Source organism: Aeromonas sp. CU5, from assembly GCF_002586745.1.
Taxonomy (GTDB): Bacteria; Pseudomonadota; Gammaproteobacteria; order Enterobacterales; family Aeromonadaceae; genus Aeromonas; species Aeromonas sobria.
On the sequence record NZ_CP023817.1, the window covers coordinates 1881566 to 1906005 of the forward strand.

The window sequence follows — 24440 nt, forward strand, 5'->3', positions numbered from 1 at the left end:
GCGAAGAACATGCGGCCCGACAATTTGTCGGCGCAGATCACCCTTTGCCCGCCCGTTAGCCGTTAGCCACGGCGCACCAGCCGGTACGCCACCTCATCGAAGTAGGAGAGCTGACCCGCCAGTACCTTGGGATTATCCACCTCGGCGGCGCGCCCCAACACCTCGATGCGAAAATCGCGCTCGAACAGGGCCCGCACCTCCATCTCTCCCACCGAGAAGGGGGGTTGAGTCTGCTGCTCCGGCTGATATTCGAGAGTCACCAGCAGGATCTGGCCACCGGTCTCCACCAGCGAGCTGATAAGAGCCGCATACTGACGGCGCATCGCCGTCGGCAGGGCAATCAGCGCGGCGCGATCATAGACCAGCCGGTAACGGCGACCCAACTCGGGAGCGGCAAAAAAATCCCCCTGAAAGATGCGCAGGCTGTCCACTTGATGGCACTGATAAGGGCCCACTTCGCTCACGGTGGCGGCAAGCTGGTTTTCACTGAAGAACTGGCTGACGGCAAGGCTGGATAACTCGAAACCGTCGATCGGATGACCCTGACCACTGAGCCAGAGCATGTCGCGGGACTTGCCGCACAGGGGAACCAGCACCGGCTCGTCCGCTTGCTGGGCCGACCACCAGGATTGCAGCCAATGGTTGAAATCCGCCTGATGAAAGCCAATCCGGTTCTCTTCCCAACGCTGATGCCAAAACGCAGCTTCCATCGTTATTACCCTTCTGTACTAAAGATGCCTCAATATCACAACTTAACCGGCACCGCGCAACCCTCTGCCCTGCCCTTTTTGCCGCGCAGCCCCAGTGTGTTGGCGGATGAATGACAGGAGTTCCCCTTGCCCTGCACCTCGCTGTCGCAATGGGCTCTGTTGGGTGCGTTTATGACGGGCAGAGGCACACCAACCCATGCAAACACATCATGAGTTGGTGGCGATGAATGAATAAGAGGCATGGCGTTGGCAGGTCAAACAACGCCTGCCAACGCCAACAAGGTCACGACAGCGTGGCGCGAGCGGCCGCCAGCTGACGGTCGATATAAGCAAAATCGGGGCGTTCGGCAGGGACTTCCGAGAGACAGGTCGCTTTGAGCTGATGCAGCCCATCGAGCGGTGAGCACTGAGCGTCGCAATGCGCCAACAGCTCCTCCAGCAGGCAACCAAAGGCGCGCACTTCCAGTCGCTCAAGGCCCAGCGCCCGCTCGCGGTCGCTGCGGTCATTGCTGTTGCGTTCATACAAAGAAGCCGCACCAAAATCCCCCAGCAGGGCGCGAGCCGGGGCGTCAGGCCCGCGGGCAAACAGAATATTGTGGCCGTAGAGATCCCCGTGCATGATGCCCGCGCGGTGCAGATGGCCCGCCACCGAGGCAATGCCATGGGCCATCGCCAGCGCATCCGGCACACTCAGGCGCAGCCCTTCGGGATAGACATCCCGAGTGCAGGAGTCCAGGCTCGGCGGCCCGGCCAGATTGGCAAAGGCCGGGTCGATCAGCTCCATCACCAGCGCTGGAATGCCGGAGGGGTGATCCGCCACCTTGCCCATCACCTTGATAAGGTTGGGGTGGCTGCCCGCCGCCAGCGATGCCGCCATCTCGCAGCGGGGCAGCCCATCGCTGGTCACCGCCCCCTTGAACAGCTTGACCGCCACCTGACTCACCTCGGCGCTGCCGCTCGCCTGACTCGCGTGATCGGCACTGGCCTTGGCATCAGCCATGTCGCCAACCATGCCATCAAAAATAGTGGCGCGATGGATAACGCCGGATGCCCCCTGCCCCAGCAGCGAGCCCAGCGCCAGTGTGTCCCAGGCAAGGGGCGCGACATGGGCATCATCGATGGCCCGCGCCTCCTCCCCTTCGCTAAAAGGGTTGCCGGAATAGGCGAGCCAGGCGAGGCGCGGCAGCGCCAGTAGCCAGTCGGGGAAGCGTTCGATGCGGTTGGCGGCGATGCGCAGCAACTCCAGATTGCGGCAGTTGGCAAGGCTCGCGGGCAGCTCGCGCAGACGGTTGCCCGCCAGCATCAGCTTTTGCAGGGCGTCGCACTGGCCCAACTCATCGGGCAGCTGCGCCACCGCGTTATCGGTCAGGATCAACCAGCGCAACCGCGCAGGCAGGGCCCTGGCCGAGACGGTAGCAATCTGGTTGGCCTTGAAGCCCACCATGGTCAGTGCCGGGCAGCGCCCCAGCACCTCGGGCAGCTCGGTAAAGCGGTTCTCGGAGCAGAAGATGATGCGCAGTTTGCTGAATCCGGCCAGCTCGTCAGGTAAAACGCTTAACTGATTGCCGGTGAGATCCAGCACCTCCAGCGTCTCTTTAAGGCTGAAGATCTCGGGGGGGAAAACCTCGAGGTTTTCAGAGAGCTTCAGATGGCGGGCACCGCACAGTTCACCCGCGCGCAGCTGTTCCAGAGTATGCATAACCGTTTCTCAATCCTGATGATCTGCCTGATGGCGTAGCCAGCCATCAGCGCGCGCCGAACCTGTGTCCGGCGGTTTTAAAGGGGGGCATTATAAAGAATTCGGGGCGCAGATCGCCCTTTTTGTTGCCTTGGTGACAGGGAATGGCGCTCAGCAACACCGCCCTAGCGGATTGACGAAACACTTAGGGTGCAATAAGCGCAGCGCATTGCACCGTTTGCTGAGCGGCTTTTGTGCAAGGCAGGAGGCACAAAATTAGCGGTGCAATTAACGTTGTTCATTGCACCACACAGCACTTTAAGATTTCTTTCGAATGAACTAGATGATACTGATGCGGGATAGCTGGGCCAACAGCTTAAAATTAGATTATTGGTCTAAAACACAAATTTTTAGAGAAAATACGTTCGAACTAAAATTTTAAATGTGTGCATATTTCTTCTGATGTGTAAACGGGTCATGTGGTGATAATTTCCTTACTTGAACCAATTGACTATATGCTTTTAAAATGGATAAACTTCAGACTTTAAGTGCGTGGCAATGGACGATGGGATAATGCGTCACATATCAAAGGAATTGGTGTTTTTATGCGGTTCGACCTCATTGATTTACATTTGTTTTTAAACGTCTACAAAGCTGGAAGTATCACCGGCGGTGCGGCGCTGTCAAATATTACCTTACAGTCAGCAAGTGAGCGTATTCGCGGTATGGAAGGTGAACTTGGTGTTCCATTGTTCATTCGCTCTAGAAAAGGCGTTAAATTATCAGACGCAGGATATTCGCTGGTTAATCATGCCAATATTGTATTGCAGCAGGTCGAGTATATGCGTAGTGAGTTGCATCAGTATGGCAAAGGGCTCCGTGGAAATATTAATGTTTTATGTAACTCTTCGGCACAAAATGAGTTTCTACCAAGTCTAATCGGTCCATTTTTACTAAGCAAACCAAATATTTCCATTTCCGTTAAAGAAATGCTCAGTTACGACATTGTCGCTGCTGTAAAAAATCAAATGGCAAGTTTCGGTATCGTAGCAGATTCAACACAGCTGAACGGGTTGGCTTCACTCCCATTTCGTGATGACGAGCTAGTGGTCTTTGCGCCAAAAAACGGGCGTTGGCATGATATAGAAACAACAACATTTGAAGATATTGTGACAGCTGAATTTATCGGGTTATCCGAAGGAAGCGCGTTACAGGAGCATATTGAAGAACATGCAAAAAAGCTGGGGTATCGTATCAATTATCGCGTTCGCATGAGTACATTTGATGCCGTCATGAAAATTGTCAGTAGTGGAGTCGGAATTGCCATTATCCCGAGGCATGCTGCTGAACGTTATCAACACAGTCATGACAGCAAAACTATCCGGCTAACAGAACACTGGGCTGATCGCAAACTTATTATTTGTGCTCGTGACTTCGCCGATCTACCTGGCTACGTGAAGGAGTTTATTGATTTTCTAGTTCAACCCGACTGATCATCAACTATTAAGTAATTGCCATGTAAGCACCTAGTGTAATTAATCCTATAAAAAAACAGCGCCGAAATGTTATTTCACTAATAACTTCACGAAGATATTTACCCATATACATTCCTGAAATTGCTGAAATTAATGCAACAGCATACAAAGGAAAATCTGCATAATTCAGTTTGCTGTCTAGTGACAACCTCATAGCCAGAGAAATAGTCGATGCTGTAAAGGCTACCCCGAGTGCCTGAACAAGGTCGTCCTTATTTAACTGGAGCGATTGCAGGTAAGGCACTGCAGGGATAACAAAAATTCCTGTTGCCGCAGTAATCATACCCGTAATATAGCCTATTAGCGGTGAAAGCCATTTTTCTGCATTTCCTGGAGACGGTAGTCGAGTAGCCACAAGCCCCCAAAGCCCCCAAAGCCCATATATAATAAGAACTATACCCAGTACCACCTTAGTCCATGACGATGTAGACGATAAATCTGGCAACAAGCTAAATATTGTACCGATAAAGATACCAGCGATAAGCCCCCATAGTCGTTTAATTAGACTAATGAGTGCTGGTCCAGAAAAAATTTGCCATATATTTGTTATAAGAGAAGGAAAAATCAGAAAGCTAGCCGCACTGGCCGGAGACATAAAAAATGTTAACAACCCCATCGATATCGTTGGCAATCCCAAGCCAATCATTCCCTTTACTATTCCAGCCAATAAGAAAACTGACACAATAATAATCATACGCCTCTACCCATCTGCTATTTTGTTTTTGACGGATGGATATTATTTTGTGAAAAAGTATATGTATATGAGTATTTTACTGAGGGTCTATCAAGGAAAAACTGATGCTATTGACGGATGTAGGTATACCCGCTTATGTGGGTTGATTGAGAAAAGACGCCCTAAGGCGTCTTTCTTATTTCCAAGGTTTGAAGCAAACAGGTTAGAGGCTATTCCCCCTCCCCGCCTTGCCCCGCAACCCAATCAGATCGGGGTAATGGAGGTGATATGGGCATCCCCGTCCAGTGATTTGAAGATCTGCACCACGGCTTCGCCATGGATTGGTTTGGCAAGCGGCACAGTGCTCTTGCACTTGAAGCGGTAGTTGGTGCCAGCCACCACCTGGGTGGAAACTTCAAAGGGTACGTACTGTACCCCGACAAATCCTTTCAGCGCCTGGTCAAATACCGCCTGATCCTCGGCGGTCAGCTTGTGATATGCGGTCCATCCACCCACCAACACTGCTTGTTCTGACATATCAAACTCTCCCTGCTCTATGGTCCCGACTCGTTTGGCTGTTCGGGCTGCGCCCCGTTGATTCAAGTGGTTTCCGGTCTCCACCGGGGTGTCATCACAGCCGGTTGGCACGATGACGATGGGCCCGTTTGTGCAGTTATCTGCACGTGGATCAGCCCTCCCCCTTGCCACGAGCCGCTGTTGACAGCGGGCTCAATTGGCATGAGAGAGCCTAGTGCGGGATGGCAAAAATGCCCCTGTCACATCTGACAGGGGCAAGGTGGCGAAAAAGCTGCTCGAAGGGCAGAAGGGCGCAAACCGCTTATTCCCATTCGATAGTTGCAGGCGGCTTGCCGGAGACGTCGTACACCACGCGGGAGATACCATTGATGATGCGATTCGACACGTGTCCCAGGAAATCGTACGGCAGGTGAGTCCAGTGGGCGGTCATAAAGTCGATGGTTTCGACGGCGCGAAGCGCAATGACCCAATCATATTTGCGGCCATCGCCCATCACGCCAACGGAGCGCACCGGCAGGAACACCGCAACCGCTTGGCTGATCAGGTGGTAAAGGTCGGCCTTGCACAGCGCTTCGATAAAGACCGCAGCAGATCGCAGGACTCCTTATTCACCTAGCCAACGACACGTACCCCCTCCCCGCTTTTTATCCCATCACGCTGATTAACGCTGCGGGTGATCAACGGATAAAAAAATCCCCGCCGGTTGGCGGGGATGTTTATTGGGTCGTTCTTCACTCCGTAAACGGGAGAGACAACCTAGCTGGCCTTGCGCAGGATCTGCTCAAGGTAGTCGGCGAAGCGGTGACCGTGATGCTCCAGCAGTTTCGGGAACATGGAGATGGAGGTCATGCCCGGGAAGGTGTTGATCTCGTTGAGCAGGATCTCGCCCTCGTCGGTCAGGAAGAAGTCGATGCGCGAGAGGTGGGTCAGTTTCAGCTGACGGAATGCCTTGAGGGCATACTCGTGGATCGCATCGGCCTGCGCCTGGGTCAGCCCTTGTGCCGTGAGGCTGGTTTCGGTGTGGCTGGCGCTGCTGTACTTCTCTTCATAGCTGTAGAACTTGTCCTGCGGGACACAGATCTCACCCGGATAGGTGGCGATCAGCTCGTCACCGTACTGATAGGCCGCCACTTCGAGCTCGCGCGGCTTGACCGCTTTTTCGATCAACACCTGTTCGGAGTAACCGAAGGCATCGGCAATGCCCTTCACCAGGTCGGCTTCGTTGCTGGCGGAGTAGCAGCCAACGGAAGAACCCTGAGAGGCGGCCTTGATAAAGACCTTGCCCCACTTGGCCAGCGCGGCTTTGGCATCAGCAAGGGCCGCGTCGCTCTGCTCGGTCAGGAACAGGTAAGGGGTGTTGGGAATGCCGATGGCGGTGAGCCACAGTTTGGTGCTGATCTTGTTGAAGCAGATCTTGCTCGCCTCGGCATCGCAACCGAGATAAGGCAATCCGGCCAGTTCGAGGAAGGATTGCAGATCGCCGGTCTCACCCGGATAGCCGTGAATGCAGGGCACCACGTAATCCACCGGACGGGCCACGCTGTCAAACGAAAGCAGCTTGTCGAGCCCCAGCTTGCACTCGCGGCCATCGGCACTGAGCCAGCGGTCGGCGAACATCTCGACACGGGTCACTTCGATGCCGGGCAGGAGAGCGAGTTGTTGCTCGAGGAAATTGGCGCTACGCAGAGAGACTTCGTGCTCGGAGCCACCGCCGCCGCACAGCAGCAAGACATGCATGTTCTTCATTAGATGTGATCCCTTGGGAAAGCGGCCTCGTCATGACCATTTGATAAGCCAATCACCATAAAAACCGGACGAAGCCAGATACGAACATAAGTGCGCGCCAGTGTAGCAAGGGAGATCAACCCTTGTCAGCTGATGGGAGCCCCATCACCCTACTTCTTGCGGTGAAAAGCGCCCGTGGTGTCAAAAACCGGTAAAACCGCGCCTCAGCGGGGCGGATCTACCCGCCCCACACCATTGCCATTGACCCGAAACCAGCCAGCAATGCTGTAACGTTGTTGATTGGCGGGCAGCACTTCGTGGGGAAACTCCTCGGAGAGGAACAGCACCAGCCGCCCCCCTTTGGGGCTGACATCCATCAGAAACTGCTCGTCGTTGTCATACACCCTGAGCACGCCACCGGCCTCGGGCTGCCAGTCGTTGTTGAGGTAGAACACCGAGGTGAAGCGACGGTTGGATCGACCGGCAAAGGCATCGCGATGGGTGGCGTAAAAATCCCCGCTGCGATAGCGCGCAAAGTGAGCCTCGTAGTCAAACAGCCCCAGCATCAGCATCCGGTTGGCGGCGAGCCGCAGGGACTCCATTCGCGCGAGGTAATCGACCACTGGGGCGCCGAGTTCCGGCTCCAGCCAGTGGATCTGGTCACGACGAATATCGGCATTGCCTTGATGCAGCGTCTCACGGCCAATGCCGGCGGGTTGCCACTCTGTGGGTAGACACGCTTTGAGGGCATCCACTTCGGTGGCGGTTAAAAAATCATCCACAATCACCCATCCCCGGGTGTAAATGGCATCCATGACAGCTTGATAGTCCATTACACCCATGCTCTCGAAATGCATCTCGAAATCCTCAAATCCTTGATAACAGTGGGCTACGACCACGATGGCGCATACGTGCAGGTTTTTCTGTACTCTCTCGAAATTGGTTGAGAGTGTACAAGATAAATCTACTGTGCAAGTCAGAATTCGAGAGGTTGGATAACGAGTTCTTACGCACAAAAACTCAAACACCCAAAATACTTTCTAATCCCTCTATACATGAATGTGAGCAGCAACGACATGTTTAGAAAATCCTTAGCGAACATGTTGATTTAGGAATGTTCGTTCCCATAACATGACCACCGGTTTCACTTGATTACCACTGCTCGGATTTCTTGATCTTCTTCCAAGCTAAACACTTTCGGTTTAAGAACTTTTCTTGTGTTTAGCCGAGCGGTCATGGCCCCACCAAAAAAAGGATTCATATGGACAAGAAAACACAAGGTGCATGGCTGTTACACCACTGCCGTAAACTACAGGTAACAACCAGCCAAGATTTCGATGCAATCGCGTTCGCAGGGAAAACAGGCACACTACTATCAGCGATTTCGGCAGAGCAACAGGGCATTGTCATCCAAAAGCGGCTAGACGCCCTTGCTCGAGCCAACAATATTAGCCCTAAAACAGAGATGCCCGCCATTATTGAGGAGCTCACTCGCCAACGTCTAGTAATGCCAGGTAAAGGGGGGATCGAGGTTCTAGGATTAACAGGGTATGGTGTCCTCGAACACACCGCTCGAATCTTTGATGAATGCCAACACGAAGCTCATGAAGATGCGGTTATTCATATTTCCGAGATAGCCTCGGAGAATCCAACTACAGATAAAGTAGCTATAGAGTTGCTTTCAGATCAGTTTAAACTTTCAACGAAAGACACCAAGGCAGCATTGAGTCTTGCTGGAACAATTGGTTTTTTTGATTCTGAACCTATCTCAAGTGATGAAAAACTACTGTTTAATGGCAATTTATTCCGACGAGATGAAGCTCGCAAGGTAAATGGGGTTATTTCATCCATCAAACCAGCCGAAGCTACTTTGCTTCAAGAAGTGAATGACAGGTTGCAATCAACTGGCTGCTTGCCGTTACCAACAGTGGTAAAAATGCTTGGTCAAGAACTCTTTGCCAGACTGCACTCAATTGGCCTTTTTGATGTTAGTGTCGTTGGCAACGATCAGGGAAAAAATCATTTCGTAACACGGCCAGCTGCATTCTCAAAATTTAGCGGTTCAATTGCTGACGACGCACTAGATTTGGCGAAGGCCTTGGTCGCATCACTAACATATGGCATGACCATCAGTAGTTACTATCGTGGGCGAATTCAGATGATTTCCAGACTGATGGAAAAGCTAATAAATGGACATAGTGTTGGGCCAGCTACGGCTATTGGCAACGATTACCAAGCTCTTGAACTCAAAGGCGTAGTAGCCGTGTCACCAGATAAAAATGGTATGTTCACCATGAAGCTCCTCAAGCCTGAAGTAGGTCGTCTTGCGTTGACAGTCATTCAAGAAGGTGACATCACTACGGAAAGTGTCACCCATCTTCCAGGAGCTAGAGTCACAGAGTACGTTGCACCAGAAGCAAATCGAGAGATTCAAAGAAAAAATGCTTCAGAAGCGGTTAAACTGAACACCCGAAACCTATTACAAGAGATTAGAACTGGTGGGTTGAAAATATGACGGAGCAACCACTTAAAGGCGCAGCGGCCGAGGAGGCTCTTCGCAATTACTTTCTCAGCATTGGTTATTACGTAGTGCGTGGAGCAAAGTTTACCTACAACCGATTTGATGTGACTGACGTGGATCTTTGGCTTTATGCACGTAACTCTCCACTAAGTAGAGAACGTGTTTGCGTCGATATAAAAAATAAAAGAACACCACAGGCTCTTGAACGCATTTTCTGGGCGAAGGGGTTACAAACAGTTTTAGAATTAGATTCCTGTATTGTTGCCACTACTGACACTAGACCAGATGTAAGTGAGTTTGGATTAAAACATAATGTCAAAGTATTGGATGGGAAGTTCTTATCTCGTTTAACAAAAAGCCCAAGAAGCCATATGAGTCGCATCAGTGAGGAGGAGTTCCTTGCTGAAATGGATGCTGGTTCATTGGGACGCCTAGGTGGAGACTGGCGAGGTCGCTATGAAATGAGCAAATCTCGCTTACTTCATTCTCTCAACTTCGATGGTTGTAATGCTTGGCTTGAAGATATCAATTACCTTTTATCCCAAACGGTATCAGGAATTGAAACATGGCGACTACTTTATGCGTCTTGTTCACACCTCCTGATAGCAATCGACTTTATCTTGAGAGAGCTTTTAACCACAGCTCAAGAACAAAGGCGCCAAATTATAGAACGCGGTATCAGATATGGGGTGTCAGGCCAAGCATTTACGGAGAATGTTGGTCGTATGGCCGCAGCCTTGGTCGAAAGTGTTGCAGCTCAACCTGGTTTGTCACAAATGCTACAGCATGAGCTGCAAGCACAAGCTGCAAATGTAAAGGCCGATCTTTTAGCTGAATATTTTTCTAAAAATTCTGCTAGCTCTGGTTTATTCGAACTTGCATTGGCTTTTGAAACAGCTGCATTTTCAACTAATATAACCGCGCCTTCTCAATTGCCGATCACCTGTCAGTCAATAATTGGAGTTCTTGCTGATTTTTGTGATATTGACCGGAAAAATGTTCTCATTTAAGACGTCCAATATAATGGGAGGCTATTAACTATAGCTTCCCCTTTTTATCTTTAATATATTAAAAACAGCATGTCAGACCAATAAGACGGGAATAACTGCACATTAAATTTCAAATAAATTAAAGGAGATGTAATTGAACATATTAACGGTTGCATTAACCAATTGCTATGGCATTAGTAGTTTGTCTCACGAATTTGATTTTACTCAAGCTAGAGCGAATCTAATTTATGCACCAAATGGTATAATGAAAACCTCATTGTCAAATACTTTTTTCCAGTTATCTATTGGAAAGGAACCACAAGAAAAACTATACAATTTAGAACCTAGTTATACGGTAATGATTGATGGTGACGCTATTAAAAGTGATGAAATCCTAGTAATCGAACCATTCAATCCATCTTTTGATGCCAAAAATTTATCTACGTTGCTAGTCAATACGGAAAAGAAAACACGTTACGACTTATTGTATAAGTCCATCTTCGAAGCAAAAAAATCATTAATTATTGAGCTCAATAAGATTTCAAAGGTTAAGAAGGATGACATTGACTCAATTCTTTGCTCGGATATCGGATGCAATGATATTTTTGAAGCTGTAAGATGGCTGCAATCTAATGAGCTAGCTAATGACAATTATAAAGACTTGCAATATCAACAAATTTTTGATGATAAAGTAATAACCTTACTCAAAGATAAGGATATCATTGAGTGTGTCGAAGAATATATAAATCGATATAATGAGTTGGTTTCAAGCTCTAGCCTATTTAAGACAGGAGTATTTACTCCATCTAAAGCGGCCACAATTTCATCGTCACTAAAAAAAGAAAGCTTCTTTGAAGCAGACCACAAGGTTATTTTGAATGGACGAGATGGCATAGTTGATAGCTATGATGTATTCAATGAAATATTCGCAAGTGAAGAAAGAGAACTACTTGCAGATGCCAGGCTGAAAAAAATAAACCAGAAATTATTAACTGGTGTAGCTTCTGTAAAAACATTTCAATCGATTCTTGAACAGCATCCAGAGTTAGCCGTTGAGTTATCAGATATTGATAATTTAAAAAAAGTAATCTGGTGTACTTATTATAATGAAAAAAAGGAACAATTTGATAATTTACTATCACTATTTGATGCCAATAAGAAAGAGCTCGAAAGCATAGAGAACGAAGCTAAACTAGAAGAGACTCTATGGTATGAAGCTGTCGAAACATTTAAAGAAAGATTCCATGTCCCATTTTCATTAGATATTGAAGATCATCGCAATACAATATTGGGGACAACAGCACCAAACATTGTATTTAAGTTTACTAATGATGCTGGGGATATAGTACAATTTGATCGAGGACAACTAACATCACTGGATGTTCTTTCTATTGGTGAACGCAGAGCTATGTACCTGCTTTATGTAATTTTTGAATTTAAAGCTAGACAAGCAAGTGGCCAGAGAACTGTCATTATTGTTGACGACATAGCAGATTCCTTTGATTACAAGAATAAATATGCAATTATTGAATACCTTAAAGAAATAGCAGAAGAAGACTTGTTCCGGATGTTAGTACTAACACATAACTTTGACTTCTATCGAACATTTCAAAGTAGAGTTTTAACTGAACGTTCAAAAAGATCCACTTCTTATATTGCCCAGAAAGAACAAGATCGGTCTATATCATTATTAAACGGTGGAGACAACTATGTATCTAGTCCTTTTGATGTGTGGAGAACTAAGTTTTCGAATAACCCTGCAATGATTGTCGCTATGATTCCATTTGTTAGAAACTTGATTGAATATAAGGAGGGTACAACTTCTGATGGCTACATGTTACTCACATCACTTTTACATATAAAAGAAAACACAGAGACCTTACATCTATCAGACTTAGAAAATATAATTTCATCATCAATTAACAATACTGCATTCAACGCTGCAATTAATAAACAACAACTTGTAATTGATTTCATTTATGAAACAGCCGACACTCTGTGTGCAGATCCTGTTATTGATGAAATAAGGCTAGAGAATAAGGTTACATTATCAATTGCTATTCGGCTGAAAGCTGAGGCATTCATATGGTCTAAGATATCTGATAAATCACCTATTCGTGGGGTTCAAACCGGTAAACTTTATGATCGCTATGTCTCAGAGTTTTGTGCTTCGCCCTCACCTATAATACGAGAAATCAAAAACACTTTAGGTCAGGTCATACTGATGACGCCTGAAAACATCCATATTAACTCATTTATGTATGAGCCGCTAATGGATCTTTCCGTTCACCACTTAGTCAATTTATATCACTCTGTTTGCCAATTACGATAATGTCACCACACTAACTGATAATAATTACAAAGAGATGCACACCATATTTATGGTATATGGGAGCATTACCCAAAAGAATGGAATCAATATTGATTCCATTCTTATCTTTTTGCATGGAATCACAGTCAAAAACTTCTACATCACTTTATTAATTGAAGATTTCTTGGTAGTAAAACAACCTGCTCATTATTTCCTGAAAAATATTCATCTAGATGCTTACCAGTTATTTTCTCGAAACTCTGCTCTAGCTCTGCTATACGTATAGTTGCTTCATACAGCGCGTGCTCAACGGCACCACGCTCAGCACAGAGACGCTTGACTTGAGTTCTAAGCTCACCGCAAGTATCTCTATATTCCTCTTTAAGCCTCTTTTCCTTGTCACGGTCGTCACGCAAGGTCTGTAGCTCTACTTTATTAGAAACCACACCACCATGCTTTACATTAAGTCCAGAGTTGTACTCTGCCATCAGCTCTATAGCTCTAACACGAAATTCATAATATGGCTTGTAGTAAATTGTTCCACTCCCAACTCCTGACTCCTTTGCTAGTTGAGCCATAGACAGCTTTGTACCCGTCACGACATGTTTTCCCTCGCCTTTAATCAAACGTTCAAGAGCCTCTGCAAATATTGCTAGTTGGATCTCCGTCTTACCAATCTTAGTCTTCATACTCCCCCCTGGATTGTAATGTTGATTAAAGCGCCATAAGGTTCATAATCAATGCCATGATCAGCCATAACCTTTTCACAGGCACGAATACCCACTAAAGTTTTAGCCATTAAATTAGGTTGGTTTATATTCATCTCAACAGCATTTTTGTGGCGTTTAATTAGGCGCTCACGCAAAGCCACACGCTGTTTTGCGTGTTTTTCCATGATCACATTATGGCTGCAAAGAACCGAATTTATTACAGGATCAATGACACATGAGAGGATCTCACAACTTGGATTTAGACATAAACTATGTCCATTATCAATTATAGTTAAGTCTCCACTTCTCACGGCCGCCTCAATTTCATCTCGGCTATCGAATAATCTATTACCAAGAGAAATCTGCTCTCTTATATTAAGTCCCGCACGGCCAGAAATAGGCTCATCAGATAGATAAATTTTCTCTGCAATATCTATCATCAAGAGTGCATTCATTTCTGACAATTCAACTTGGATGTCCACATCTTGTTCCATATCAAATGTCGTAGCTATCTCCGCGTTGCGTCCATACCACATAGACATGCTAAGATTTAGATGAGCAAACTGTTGCTTCACTTGTAGGAAAGAACCAAACCCATTACGTAGTAGGAAAACTGCGAATGTACGACGGAACTGGTGGGTAGTAAGAGGCCACAGCTGATCTAAAGGCAGCGGTCCACTCCACTGACGGTTCAATAACCTAAATTCGTCCAGATGCTCTTTTCGCAGAAATGCTCCTTGTGTTCCATCCTTGTTAGGCACACTGGCGACTAAACGCTGTAATCCACGATTAAGGCTTACACCAGACACCATTGTACTTTTACCTTCTGTGCCAAGAGCGAGAAATAGAGAAGTGGCCTGCTGTGTCAAATATGTAGCAGCAGCTAATTGCCCAGACAGCCTTAAAGCATTAGCTTGAACCAACAATCGTGCACGTCTTGGAGCCGACACCGCTGCAAGTACTTCTATTGAGAGCCTTGCCACTGGCGCTGTGACCCAAGCATGGCGTAATGGGATACCATTATTAAGTTTACTAGTCTTACCAACCAACAGACTATGGGTAATCCCTTTGAACGTTTCCTCCTGATATGAACCAGCATCCAACTCGTACCATTCACCGTTTCGCATACCACTGACCGCACCAATGACAGCACCACAACAGGCAAGAATGTCATTATATAGCGTCGAGATTGATCGCAAACCAGGCGCTTTGTTATTGGATGCTATTACTGGATTGATAAAACCTGTACGAGAGAAAAATGTAGTAAACTCATTTGGTAAAGCCTTTCTCTCTATCATGTCAAGATATTCTCTGAAAAAACTCGCAAGCATATTGCGTTGCTCATGCCATTGTTCAAGTCGACTAATAGCATAAGAGTATATTTTAACTGCAATAGGTTGCGGGATCACCAACGTTTGCATATCCCCTTTGGCTAAGTTAGAAAGTTTTTTCGCAAGTTGACTATAGTTTGCAATGTAAAAGCTGGTAAACCCATAACGGTGTGCTAGACCAAGGGAAAAAAGATATATTTTAACCGTTCCAAAAGCAGCTTTTCTTTCTGACAACGCAGTTAATAACTTACGTTGCATTCCTAGCTGGTCTAATGCGGATAAGTTAGGAATCCCATACTTCTGACAAAGTTGAACAAGAACAGACCAAGACCGAAATATACATGAAAGCCCACTCAAACCTGTACTTGATGTGCGACGAAATTCAAAAAGATGAATATACATCAAACGTTGCACTGGTAGTCTAAAAGCATCAGGAAAAGAACTCCAACGCCATATTGCTCTTTTCTGACTTGCATTGGACTTTGTCCTTATATATGCACTAAAATCCCATTCATCGTCAGTCAAATAACTTAACGGCAGCCCTTCAATATCATAACTAACTACGACTTTAGATAGTTGCATCTCATCTTTGTTATCAACAACCAACTTAATATATTGTGGTGCGATAACATCCATGGTCCCATTGCTTACTTTAAATTTTGGTTCCATTCCAACCCCTCACCAAATACTGTAAAAATCGGCTATAGAGTCTTCATCATCCCAGAGAGGGTGAGCTTGCTCATGGAGTTTATTTACTGCTCCTGTGTACACATCGAGATAGTCGCGTTCAACGCCAGCCAACATAACTTGAATTTTATTTATGACATCTCGAATTTTAGCCACAGGTAAATTATGGTTAATTGTTGGGTGCTGGAGAGCCTCCAATAAACTTTCATGGAAACTGAGCATACACCAAATATCATCCACCTCAGCAACTAGTGCTCTATATTCACATTCGAAACAGTCCAGAAATTTGAAGCACGTAATAGACTCTTCTTCTGCTAGTAAAGCCCCTTTCACTAGCTCACGTTTAAGTCTCAGGGCTTTATCTGAAAAAGGTTTTTGACAACGAGTTCCTAAATCAGTTTTCACTGGTTCCGGCTCCCCTTTTTTTATAAGATCCATCACGCGAAGTGGCTTACCATATTTTATTTCAACTGTATTTCTTGCCTCTTCAATGGAGGCTCCCCTCGCGGTCAGCTCTAGCGCTTCGGCCGCCGACCCAATACGATTTCTATTATTGTGAGGATTGCCATTCATATAGTGCCTTGCCACTGTCATTGGAAGGTTGTTTAACCCCTCTGCAACAATAGAAATTGAATTAGTATCAGCTATCAATCCATCACTCTTACTTTGACGAAAACGCCCAATTAAAGGCCGAATCCCATGTGGACAGACTTCAACAAACCACTCAGTATATCCTTGTATATCAAAATCGCATAAAGCACCGGTATACTTTCCATCTATGAGATGAGGAAATAAATATGCATCTTCCGGTAAATTCAGTAATTCCAGACAACTCAAGTAAGCATAAAAAAACTCCCGACCTCGTAAAGTGAAACCTAGATCCCACGAATTTTTTTGATTTCCCTGTCGACCTTTTGCTGTGACCAATCGATAAAGATTTATCGTCTTATCAAAATGAAGAGGCCGTCCTACAACGTCACTACGCCGTAATTGGCGTAGTGGTGTCCTATTATCACCAACAAAATTTGCAGTTAAAAATAAAGCTGTTATGGTTAGCTTGTTGTACCAAGCAGTGCGATTAGAAGGTGTAACATCCCAACGTGCAACTGATTTTTCAAATGGACACGTTATAGGCTCCCCCGTTTTCAACCGACTAGCAAGAACATTGAATACCCGAAATAAATCACGAGACACTCCAATCTGTTCTATATCGGAATAGGCCATGGTCCTGCTTCCGTACCCATTATTCCGTGTTACTTGTGGCAGCAACGCAGCGAGATTATCATGCCCGGCCCATGTCAGAAAGGCAGAAAATACTGTAGCAGCATTCCGGTATACGCTGATTGACCTTGGCTTTGTACACACCATATCTCTAATATACTGAGCATAAGCAGTGATGCTAGACTCTAATAGCTCAGCCTTATACAATTTAGTATCACAATAGCGGAAGAAAAGAACGAGAGAGTTGAAATAAGCATACGCAGTACTTCCATTACGATGATTCACCTCCACTAACCATTCATATATATTTCGTAGTAATGGTAGACGGTCCATATAAACAATGGTTTTATCTTCTATGTTTCCGATAAACGGCACCCCGTGATATAGTGCACGGTAAACATAAATTGGCTTCAGCTCGCCCTCTCTTTTATTGGTATGCTTAACACGTAACACCAGATGCTCTGGCTCTAATTGGACTATATTATCTGATGGCCCAGTAGGATGAGGTATTGGTTGACTCAACGTTGCTCGTTTTATTTTTTCCATCTGGCGCTTTCCTAGTTAAATTTTATTCAAGAGCAAATCACCCCATACACCAATCGAAAAGTCGTCCCCATAAATCTTGTCTAATCCCTCTTGGTACACTCGATCTGATTGCCGCCCCAACACATGGTCCTCCCAGAATTTCACATATAATGCTGTCGTTTGGGGCGATGAATGACGTAGCCTAGCTTGCACTTCCGCCTCGACTTGGTCTCTGGTTAATACAGGTTCATTAGGACGTTCTGCATGATTACTGGAATAAGTAAGTTGTAGTAGAGCTATTGTCAGATAAGTTGCATAGGTTGAGCGTAAATTATGAAACTTATGGGAAAAATCAGATATACCATGATCGATATGTATCGCATTACGAATTTCCCCCCAACGTGCATTAAGTGAGTTTTCGTTATAAGGATTACCTTGATTATTAAGTAACAATGGAGGGTAGCGGCAGAGAAATGGATCGTGTGTTTGTGCTATGAACCTTGCTAAGCGCTGTTGATAGCGCTTACTTTGCTTATAAATCGTGAGTTGTTCCATAAGCCATGCAGGAATTTTTATTTCGCCAGACTCCCCTCCCTTTGTTTTGCAACAATTACTTGGGCCAATCATAACAACTATCGACGTTTCCCCCTGATGTGGTTTCCTTACTCTTTCACTACTAAATGTCAACACTTCTAAACGACGCATACCGGTGTACAGAGCCAGCAGCACAGCAATTCTCGTTTCAATGGAAATTGTCTTTATGACATATGTCCCTTGAACTTGTGCATAACCCCGACTAGCCAAAAGCACAGCTCGCAGTGATTGCAACTCAGGACGTTGCTCCTTGAGTAGTGGTCGCAAATGGTTGGGAAGCTGCATGCCCTTCACTTTGTCGTGTGCTGTTATCTTCAGGTCTGTCATCTGCACCTTGATGTACCGGTTTATATGTCCGAGCATCCTTTCATCAGGAATTCTGGCTTCATAGAATCGACAAGGGTCTCGCTGAAAAAGCTTGCCATAACCCAGCCAATAAACATACATACCGACAGCAGCACCTCGATAGCTCTTAGCCGTTGAGCTTGCAAGTCGACGCCTCCCGGTATTCGGCTCTATTTCGTCATGTAGAGCTTGTAGATAATCGCGGAAGCGATAAAGCGGACGTTGATTTTTCGGGCGCGGCATAAGATCCCAACGTAATCCACTCATTTCCAAAAATGAGAAAAAATGCATCAGTCCTTTAGCAATACTGCGCACATCTTGAGTCTTATTGACGGACTTGCAGTGGATCAGATATTCATTGGCTGCGTTGATGGGCCGATCTTGCGAATCAAACAGTAAAATCATGTCTTTGATTAAAGTCCCGTTTTGAACCCAATCTATGTAGATTTCACCATCTTCGTTGACATTGAAGTTTGGAGTAGCGTCGATAGCCATGTCACCAACTTCTATGTAGCGGACGGGCATATCAGTCTCCTTGATGACATTGGAGCTAAAGAGTAAATCTCCTCACGGATAACATATTAGACAATTTTTTCGAGATGTGCTTAGTGTGGAGGTAAATTCCAATATGCCCAGTGTGGGGGTACCAAGACAGGCTCACAATGAGTGGAGAGAGGGCGCTTTGTAGCGGCTTACCGGCCAAGGTACAAACCGGTTTGCTTCTCTTGAGAAGTCCCGCCATCAATACGCTATTTCATTGATGGCTATCTGATTTTTCCAGATGAGTGTGATCCCGCCCCTCCCCTTGCCGTATTGGCTGACGAAAGTGTGATATTACCCGCAATGAGCAGGTGCCATCACCGGCGAGTCTTGCCGCAGCAAGAGCCAACCGATACCGTAGCAGTAGCCCTGTTCCCCCTCTCTTATGCTGACAACCAACAAAAGGATAATGTCATGTCCCTGCCTGATCTGACTTTGCAACAACTGGATGACACCCCCTATCCGCTGACTCAGCTGGCCGGCAAGGTGATACTGGTGGTCAATGTGGCCAGTCGCTGTGGATTTACCCCGCAATACACCGGTCTTGAAGCGCTCTATCAGGAGCTTGGGCCCAAGGGATTGGTGATCCTGGGCTTCCCCTGCAACCAGTTCGGCAATCAGGAGCCGGGGGATGCGGACGATATCGCCCGTTTCTGCTCACTCGACTATCCGGTCAGCTTTCCCATCATGGCCAAGTGCGATGTCAACGGCGAGCATGCCCACCCCTTCTACCAGTGGCTTAAAAAGCAGAAACCGGGATTTTTGGGGCTGGAAAATGTCAAATGGAACTTCACCAAATTCCTGATCGATCAGGAGGGCAATGTGGTGGACAGATTCGCCCCCCAAGCCAAACCCGAGAGTCTGACCGAACAGATCCGCGAGATGCTCTGATCCCCCGACCCTGTTTTCGCCATATTTACACCATTGTATGGCGGCCAGCACGACAGCTACTGCGTGCAGGCCGCTCTTCTGCTATATTACGGCCCCACTATCTTTTCCAGATGGTGATTGGTGCAACGCTGCCGATCACCCATTGAGCCCAAGGCTCACCTCAGGAGTGTCTCTCGAACATGTCATTTAACGAACTGGGTCTGTCCCCGCACATTTTGCGGGCCGTCAAGGAGCTGGGTTACGAGCAGCCAACCCCCATCCAGCAGCAAGCAATTCCGGCTATTCTGGCCGGTCAGGATGTGCTCGGCGGCGCTCAGACAGGCACAGGCAAAACGGCCGGTTTCACCCTGCCGATGTTGCAGCGACTGCTGGTCAACCACGGGCGTAGCCGCCGTCAGGTGCGTGCGCTGGTGCTCACTCCGACGCGCGAGCTGGCCGCCCAGGTGGGTGAGAGCATCACCAAATATGCCCACCACCTGCCGTTTCGTACCCTGATCGCCTACGGTGGCGTCAGCATCAAACCCAACCTCGACGCCATCAAGCTGGGTGTCGATATTCTGGTCGCCACCCCGGGCCGCTTGCTCGACCTGCTGACCCAAGGGGCACTGACCCTGAACCAGCTGGAAGTGCTGGTACTGGATGAAGCTGACCGTATGCTCGACATGGGTTTTATCGTCGACATTCGCCGGATCATGAAAGCACTGCCTGCAGAGCGGCAAACCCTGCTGTTCTCTGCCACTTTCTCCAACGAGATCAAGGCGCTGGCCGATGATTTGCTCAAGGAGCCCACCCTGATCGAGGTTGACCCGAGCAATACCGCCGCCGAACAGGTGACTCAGCGGATCATCGAAGTCGATCGGGAACGCCGTCGTGAGATGCTTTCCCATATGATTGGCCGTGGCAACTGGCAGCGGGTGCTGGTGTTTGTCCGCACCAAGCAGATCGCCGATCGCCTCGCCCAGCAGATGCAAAAAGATGGCCTCAATACCGTGGCTATTCACGGTGACAAGAGCCAGGGCGCCCGCAACCGGGCACTGGCTGATTTTCGCAGCGGCGCCGTGCGGGTGCTGGTCGCCACCGATATTGCCGCCCGCGGCCTCGATATCGACCAACTGCCTTATGTGATCAACTTCGAACTGCCGCAAATGGCAGAGGATTATATCCACCGTATCGGCCGAACTGGCCGTGCCGGTCGTGGTGGTGAAGCCATCTCGCTGGTCAGCCATGACGAGCTGGATCAACTAAAAGCCATCGAAGCCCTGATTGGCCAGTCTCTGCCACGGGAGATCATGGCTGGGTACGAGCCCAGCGGTAAGGTGAGCCGCCAAACCCTGCCAGGTAGCAAGCCGGTGCAAAACCCGCCCCGTGACCGCGGCCATGCCAACGCCAAGAGCAATGCCAAAGGCAAACCCGCAGCAGGCAAAGGTAAAGCAAAGAGCGATGCCCCCAAAAAACCGGCACCAGCCCGCAAACGGGAAGTGGTCGGTGAAGATATCGGCTTTACCCCGATGCGCCGCCTGCCCAAGACCATGCGCGACAGCTATCAGGACAGCAGTGACGAATAAATCACGCCCTGAGCTGCCGCTCTAACCCCAAGAGGGAGCCAATTTGGCTCCCTCTTGCGTTATCAGCGTGGCAGTTGCACCCAGCTGTTCAGCTCAGGATCAGACCAGTGAATGGCCCACAGCGGCGGCGCCATGGCTGGGCGGCGCTGCGCCATCGAGCGGATTGAGCTGCAAGAACTCGAACAAGCCAGCCTGCATATTGACGTTCCAGAAGCGGCCAGCCAGGGTCAGCAACAGTCTATCGCCACCGATTTCAGCCAGCCCTTGCTGCTGCCAAGCAGCAAAAAGCGGCATAAGATGAGTCAGCAAAGGCACAGGCAGACGATCCAGCGCCAGCACACCACTGTCGAGGGCCCCTCTTAGCACACCATCCATCCGCCCATTGGGATTGCGCCCCATCACCATTCCGGGCGCCCGCTCGCCGTTGGCCAGCGCATCGTGCCAAGGGGCCAGTTCCCGGCCATACATCAAGCCGTGACCATGAACACTGCCCCCCGCCCCGGCGCCAAAAGGGAGGATCTCTGCGCCACGCTTGGCCATCTGGTTATAGCGGCTCTGCTCGGTCGGACTGCGTCGCCAGTGGCTGCACGATAGGCGCTCCCAGCCATGGGCTTCCAGTTGCGCTCCGCCATAGGCATACATGGCTGCTCGTTGCTGGCCGTCGGCTACCCAACCCAGGGTGCCCTTCTCCTGCGCCCGCTCAAGATTGGTGCCCTGCATGGCGATCAACTGGTAGAGATCGACCCCATGCACGCCGCTCGCCATCACATCCGTGATGTCCTGCCGCCACACGGCATCATCCTGACCGGGCAGACCGAAGATGAGGTCTGCCACGATCACGGCCGCATCATCCCGAGTCAGCTCGCCAAGACGGGTTAACAAGGTATCCCTGTCATCGAAGCGGGCCGCCTGCTGGCGCACTTGGGTATCAAAGCTCTGCACCCCGAACGAGAATCGATTGAAGCCACCCGCCAGTGCCGTCTGCCATTTTTCATCATCAAAACCGTTGAGCCGCCCCTCCAGCGTCACCTCGGCATCGGCCACCAGCGGAAAACGGCGGATCACCTCGGCCAGCATCGCCAGCTCGTCGGCGCTCATATCCGTCGGCGTACCGCCCCCCACATACACCGCCGAAAAAGCCATGCTCTGCACTAATGGCGTCTCTGCTGCCTGAGCAAGCGACCCGCAGAGCGCATTGATGTAGCGGTTGATCCGCGCCGGATTGGCGCCATTTTCAAAAAAATTGCAGAAGCTGCAGCGCTTGCGGCAAAACGGAATGTGGATATAGAGGGCTCGCTCTTGCGCATCGCTCTCGCGCTGCCACCAGCCCTGCCAACCGGCCTCATCCAGCGTGAAGGGGCGCATCCCTCCCCGACTGGCGTGAGCAGAGGTCTTGGCGCTAAAGGCAAATTTAAGGGGGTCCGGTGAGGCAATGCCGGTCATTGAGGGGGTCAGATTCATGGTGGTCACTATTCAGTAAATAATGACAATGATAACGATTATCGTTACTGGCAATTTGTTCTGGATCAACCCAAGGAGCCGTGCCATTCCCAGAAGCCATTTTGGCAACATGCATTACCGATCTACTTAACAGATTATTTACTCAAGAGCGGTTATGGTGTGCCGATAGAGAACCATCTCCCGCCGTTTCTTCGTCTACGATCAAGATGATACGGGATCTCATAACAACACCAAGCGCATGGAACTTGCCCAAGATGCATAACCTCTCCTTGAACTGGAAAATATTCCTCCCTCTTGCGCTGGTCATCAGCACCACCTTTGGCCTCTGCTTCGAACTCTCTGCCTGGCTGCAACGGGATCTCGCCATCCGGCTGGCGGGAGAGAAAGTCGAGAGCGCGGCCAACACCTACATGGATCAGCTCAACGTGCTGATGATGACCGGTGGCATGGCCAACCGGCAGATTGTGCAGACCAAACTCAAAAGCGAGGCAGGTATTGTCGAGGCCCGGCTGATCCGTGCCCCGGCCGTCAGCAACCTGTTTGGCCCGGGTCACCCGGATCAGAAAGCGCAGGATCCCCTCGATGAGCGGGCCATCAATCAGGGAGAGACCATCCTCCAGCAACAGGGCAACCAGCTCACCCTGATCAAGCCGTTCAAAGCCTACAAGGAGTATCGCGGCACCCAGTGTACCAGTTGCCATCAGGTCAATGAGGGGACAGTGATGGGCGCGGTGCGGATCAGTTATGACCTCAGCCACACCTTCGGCGAGATCCGCCACAACAACCTGATCCTGAGCGGCAGCCTGGCAGCCGTCTTCAGCCTCGGCTTCGGCCTGCTCTGGTGGGTGTTGCAACGCTATGTGAAACGCCCGCTACGTCAGTTGCAAATCACCATGATCCAGATGGCCAAAGAGCGTGACCTGGCCTTACCCCTGGTCAATCACAGCCGGGATGAACTGGGCCAGATGACCCGCGCCGTCAATGACATGGTGCAGGGATTCCGCCACAGCCTGCAGGAGGTGGAAGGCGCCACCCACCAGCTCTATCAGGAGTCGAACCAGATCCGTCAGATCGCGACCCAGACCGAAAATTCGGCCAGCCAACAAGAGGGGATGACCACTCAGGTCGCCGCCGCAGTGAGCGAACTGGCCGCCAGCTCTCACGAAGTGCGCGAACACGCCCGCCGCAGCGCCGAACTCTCCGCCCTCACCAATCAGGATGCCGCCAACACCAGCCGGCTCGCCCAGCACTCCATCACCGATATGGACGAAATGTCGGCCGAAATTGATCGGGTGGATCAGGTGATCCAGCAGCTCGATAGCCGTTGCCTCGCCGTTGACAGTGTGCTGGAAGTGATCAAAGGGATAGCCGATCAGACCAACCTGCTGGCGCTGAACGCCGCCATTGAAGCGGCCCGGGCGGGCGAACAGGGACGCGGCTTTGCGGTGGTAGCCGATGAAGTACGAGCGCTATCGAACCGCAGCCGCGCCGCCAGCGAAGAGATATCCCGGATGATCGCCGCGCTGCAAAAAGAGGCCCAGAGCGCGGTTACGGTGATCGGGGATGCAAAAAGCAAGGCCGGTGAAAGCATCAGCAAGACCGAAGCGACCCTGGCGGCCATGCAGAACATCATCGGACGTATTGCCAGCATCAACGACCTCAACGCCCAGATGGCTCAGTCGGCCGAAGAGCAGGATCGGGTTTGCCATGAGGTGGACAGCTCGGTGAGCGATATTCGCAGCACCTCCAACGACACTCTGGGCCAGGCCCATGATGCCAATCTCGCCAGCATCCAGCTGGTAGAGCAGTGCCAGAAACTGGAGGCGCTGCTTAAAACCTACCGTTGGTGATCGCTGCGGCTCAGCAAAAAAAATCCGATACCTGTACAGGT

At 49.1% G+C, this 24440-nt stretch carries 18 protein-coding genes and 1 pseudogene; 7 read left to right on the forward strand and 12 right to left on the reverse strand.

The genetic code is table 11. The annotated features are described in order from the left end of the window. Window positions 1-62: 62 nt before the first annotated feature. Together CK911_RS08200 and CK911_RS08205 are read right to left on the reverse strand one after the other, a co-directional pair. On the reverse strand, window positions 63-710 hold the full coding sequence (locus CK911_RS08200; RefSeq protein ID WP_068977877.1) for a thiopurine S-methyltransferase: 648 nt from the start codon (window positions 708-710) through the stop codon (window positions 63-65). 283 nt (window positions 711-993) lie between these two features. Beyond that, window positions 994-2409 (reverse strand): leucine-rich repeat-containing protein kinase family protein, encoded by a 1416-nt coding sequence (locus CK911_RS08205; protein ID WP_098969597.1) that lies wholly within the window; start codon window positions 2407-2409, stop codon window positions 994-996. Between the two features lie 584 nt (window positions 2410-2993). On the opposite strand from CK911_RS08205, the gene CK911_RS08210 reads away from it, so the two are divergent. Continuing rightward, window positions 2994-3881, forward strand: coding sequence for a LysR family transcriptional regulator (locus CK911_RS08210; RefSeq protein ID WP_098969598.1), 888 nt, complete (start codon window positions 2994-2996; stop codon window positions 3879-3881). A gap of 10 nt (window positions 3882-3891) precedes the next feature. On the opposite strand, the gene CK911_RS08215 is transcribed toward CK911_RS08210, so the two are convergent. The 5 genes and pseudogenes from CK911_RS08215 to CK911_RS08235 all read right to left on the reverse strand — a co-directional run bounded on the left by CK911_RS08215 (window position 3892) and on the right by CK911_RS08235 (window position 7691). Continuing rightward, window positions 3892-4617 (reverse strand): sulfite exporter TauE/SafE family protein, encoded by a 726-nt coding sequence (locus CK911_RS08215; RefSeq protein WP_098969599.1) that lies wholly within the window; start codon window positions 4615-4617, stop codon window positions 3892-3894. 243 nt (window positions 4618-4860) lie between these two features. After that, window positions 4861-5133: a hypothetical protein gene (locus tag CK911_RS08220; protein WP_005337011.1), complete on the reverse strand. Its 273-nt coding sequence runs from the start codon at window positions 5131-5133 to the stop codon at window positions 4861-4863. 301 nt (window positions 5134-5434) lie between these two features. Continuing rightward, a pseudogene (locus CK911_RS08225) lies at window positions 5435-5766 on the reverse strand (GMP synthase (glutamine-hydrolyzing)); the annotation flags it as partial. 123 nt (window positions 5767-5889) lie between these two features. After that, window positions 5890-6879, reverse strand: a complete 990-nt coding sequence (locus CK911_RS08230; RefSeq protein WP_068977882.1) for a D-alanine--D-alanine ligase — start codon at window positions 6877-6879, stop codon at window positions 5890-5892. A 203-nt stretch (window positions 6880-7082) separates the two neighbouring features. Next, window positions 7083-7691, reverse strand: coding sequence for a 2OG-Fe(II) oxygenase (locus CK911_RS08235; RefSeq protein WP_042019241.1), 609 nt, complete (start codon window positions 7689-7691; stop codon window positions 7083-7085). Window positions 7692-8119: 428 nt separating this feature from the next. Here CK911_RS08235 and CK911_RS08240 point away from each other — a divergent pair, with 428 nt between their 5' ends. The 3 genes from CK911_RS08240 to CK911_RS08250 all read left to right on the forward strand — a co-directional run bounded on the left by CK911_RS08240 (window position 8120) and on the right by CK911_RS08250 (window position 12700). Then, on the forward strand, window positions 8120-9373 hold the full coding sequence (locus CK911_RS08240) for a hypothetical protein (RefSeq protein WP_098969600.1): 1254 nt from the start codon (window positions 8120-8122) through the stop codon (window positions 9371-9373). Next, window positions 9370-10389, forward strand: coding sequence for a hypothetical protein (locus CK911_RS08245; protein WP_098969601.1), 1020 nt, complete (start codon window positions 9370-9372; stop codon window positions 10387-10389). Before CK911_RS08240 ends, CK911_RS08245 begins: the two co-directional genes overlap by 4 nt. A gap of 133 nt (window positions 10390-10522) precedes the next feature. Next, window positions 10523-12700 (forward strand): AAA family ATPase, encoded by a 2178-nt coding sequence (locus CK911_RS08250; protein ID WP_098969602.1) that lies wholly within the window; start codon window positions 10523-10525, stop codon window positions 12698-12700. A gap of 140 nt (window positions 12701-12840) precedes the next feature. Here the strand turns inward: CK911_RS08250 and CK911_RS08255 are convergent, their stop codons facing one another. The 4 genes from CK911_RS08255 to CK911_RS08270 are packed head-to-tail and all read right to left on the reverse strand — an operon-like array spanning window position 12841 to window position 18617. Further along, window positions 12841-13368 carry a hypothetical protein gene (locus tag CK911_RS08255; protein ID WP_098969603.1) on the reverse strand — a complete coding sequence of 176 codons (528 nt, stop codon included), beginning with the start codon at window positions 13366-13368 and terminating at the stop codon, window positions 12841-12843. Then, complete coding sequence (locus CK911_RS21165) at window positions 13365-15389, reverse strand: hypothetical protein (RefSeq protein WP_157774544.1); 2025 nt, start codon at window positions 15387-15389, stop codon at window positions 13365-13367. Before CK911_RS21165 ends, CK911_RS08255 begins: the two co-directional genes overlap by 4 nt. Before the next feature lie 9 nt (window positions 15390-15398). Next, entirely contained in the window at window positions 15399-17174 is a 1776-nt protein-coding gene (locus tag CK911_RS21170; protein ID WP_157774545.1) for a hypothetical protein, read from the reverse strand. 15 nt (window positions 17175-17189) lie between these two features. Continuing rightward, on the reverse strand, window positions 17190-18617 hold the full coding sequence (locus CK911_RS08270) for an integrase (protein ID WP_098969606.1): 1428 nt from the start codon (window positions 18615-18617) through the stop codon (window positions 17190-17192). A 429-nt stretch (window positions 18618-19046) separates the two neighbouring features. On the opposite strand from CK911_RS08270, the gene CK911_RS08275 reads away from it, so the two are divergent. Next, on the forward strand, window positions 19047-19523 hold the full coding sequence (locus CK911_RS08275) for a glutathione peroxidase (protein WP_098969607.1): 477 nt from the start codon (window positions 19047-19049) through the stop codon (window positions 19521-19523). Between the two features lie 179 nt (window positions 19524-19702). Further along, window positions 19703-21088: a DEAD/DEAH box helicase gene (locus CK911_RS08280; protein ID WP_042019238.1), complete on the forward strand. Its 1386-nt coding sequence runs from the start codon at window positions 19703-19705 to the stop codon at window positions 21086-21088. 99 nt (window positions 21089-21187) lie between these two features. On the opposite strand, the gene hutW is transcribed toward CK911_RS08280, so the two are convergent. Then, complete coding sequence (hutW, locus tag CK911_RS08285) at window positions 21188-22549, reverse strand: heme anaerobic degradation radical SAM methyltransferase ChuW/HutW (RefSeq protein ID WP_098969608.1); 1362 nt, start codon at window positions 22547-22549, stop codon at window positions 21188-21190. Between the two features lie 254 nt (window positions 22550-22803). Between hutW and CK911_RS08290 the strand changes: the two genes are divergently transcribed. Beyond that, complete coding sequence (locus CK911_RS08290; protein WP_098969609.1) at window positions 22804-24399, forward strand: methyl-accepting chemotaxis protein; 1596 nt, start codon at window positions 22804-22806, stop codon at window positions 24397-24399. Window positions 24400-24440 lie beyond the last annotated feature (41 nt).

What these genes read in the sequence shown, in the direction of transcription:
- CK911_RS08200 (WP_068977877.1), bottom strand. Translation starts at nt 710, where the DNA reads ATGGAAGCTGCGTTTTGGCATCAGCGTTGGGAAGAGAACCGGATTGGC.
- CK911_RS08205 (WP_098969597.1), bottom strand. Translation starts at nt 2,409, where the DNA reads ATGCATACTCTGGAACAGCTGCGCGCGGGTGAACTGTGCGGTGCCCGC.
- CK911_RS08210 (WP_098969598.1), top strand. Translation starts at nt 2,994, where the DNA reads ATGCGGTTCGACCTCATTGATTTACATTTGTTTTTAAACGTCTACAAA.
- CK911_RS08215 (WP_098969599.1), bottom strand. Translation starts at nt 4,617, where the DNA reads ATGATTATTATTGTGTCAGTTTTCTTATTGGCTGGAATAGTAAAGGGA.
- CK911_RS08220 (WP_005337011.1), bottom strand. Translation starts at nt 5,133, where the DNA reads ATGTCAGAACAAGCAGTGTTGGTGGGTGGATGGACCGCATATCACAAG.
- CK911_RS08230 (WP_068977882.1), bottom strand. Translation starts at nt 6,879, where the DNA reads ATGAAGAACATGCATGTCTTGCTGCTGTGCGGCGGCGGTGGCTCCGAG.
- CK911_RS08235 (WP_042019241.1), bottom strand. Translation starts at nt 7,691, where the DNA reads ATGGACTATCAAGCTGTCATGGATGCCATTTACACCCGGGGATGGGTG.
- CK911_RS08240 (WP_098969600.1), top strand. Translation starts at nt 8,120, where the DNA reads ATGGACAAGAAAACACAAGGTGCATGGCTGTTACACCACTGCCGTAAA.
- CK911_RS08245 (WP_098969601.1), top strand. Translation starts at nt 9,370, where the DNA reads ATGACGGAGCAACCACTTAAAGGCGCAGCGGCCGAGGAGGCTCTTCGC.
- CK911_RS08255 (WP_098969603.1), bottom strand. Translation starts at nt 13,368, where the DNA reads ATGAAGACTAAGATTGGTAAGACGGAGATCCAACTAGCAATATTTGCA.
- CK911_RS21165 (WP_157774544.1), bottom strand. Translation starts at nt 15,389, where the DNA reads ATGGAACCAAAATTTAAAGTAAGCAATGGGACCATGGATGTTATCGCA.
- CK911_RS21170 (WP_157774545.1), bottom strand. Translation starts at nt 17,174, where the DNA reads ATGGAAAAAATAAAACGAGCAACGTTGAGTCAACCAATACCTCATCCT.
- CK911_RS08270 (WP_098969606.1), bottom strand. Translation starts at nt 18,617, where the DNA reads ATGCCCGTCCGCTACATAGAAGTTGGTGACATGGCTATCGACGCTACT.
- CK911_RS08275 (WP_098969607.1), top strand. Translation starts at nt 19,047, where the DNA reads ATGTCCCTGCCTGATCTGACTTTGCAACAACTGGATGACACCCCCTAT.
- CK911_RS08280 (WP_042019238.1), top strand. Translation starts at nt 19,703, where the DNA reads ATGTCATTTAACGAACTGGGTCTGTCCCCGCACATTTTGCGGGCCGTC.
- hutW (WP_098969608.1), bottom strand. Translation starts at nt 22,549, where the DNA reads ATGAATCTGACCCCCTCAATGACCGGCATTGCCTCACCGGACCCCCTT.
- CK911_RS08290 (WP_098969609.1), top strand. Translation starts at nt 22,804, where the DNA reads ATGCATAACCTCTCCTTGAACTGGAAAATATTCCTCCCTCTTGCGCTG.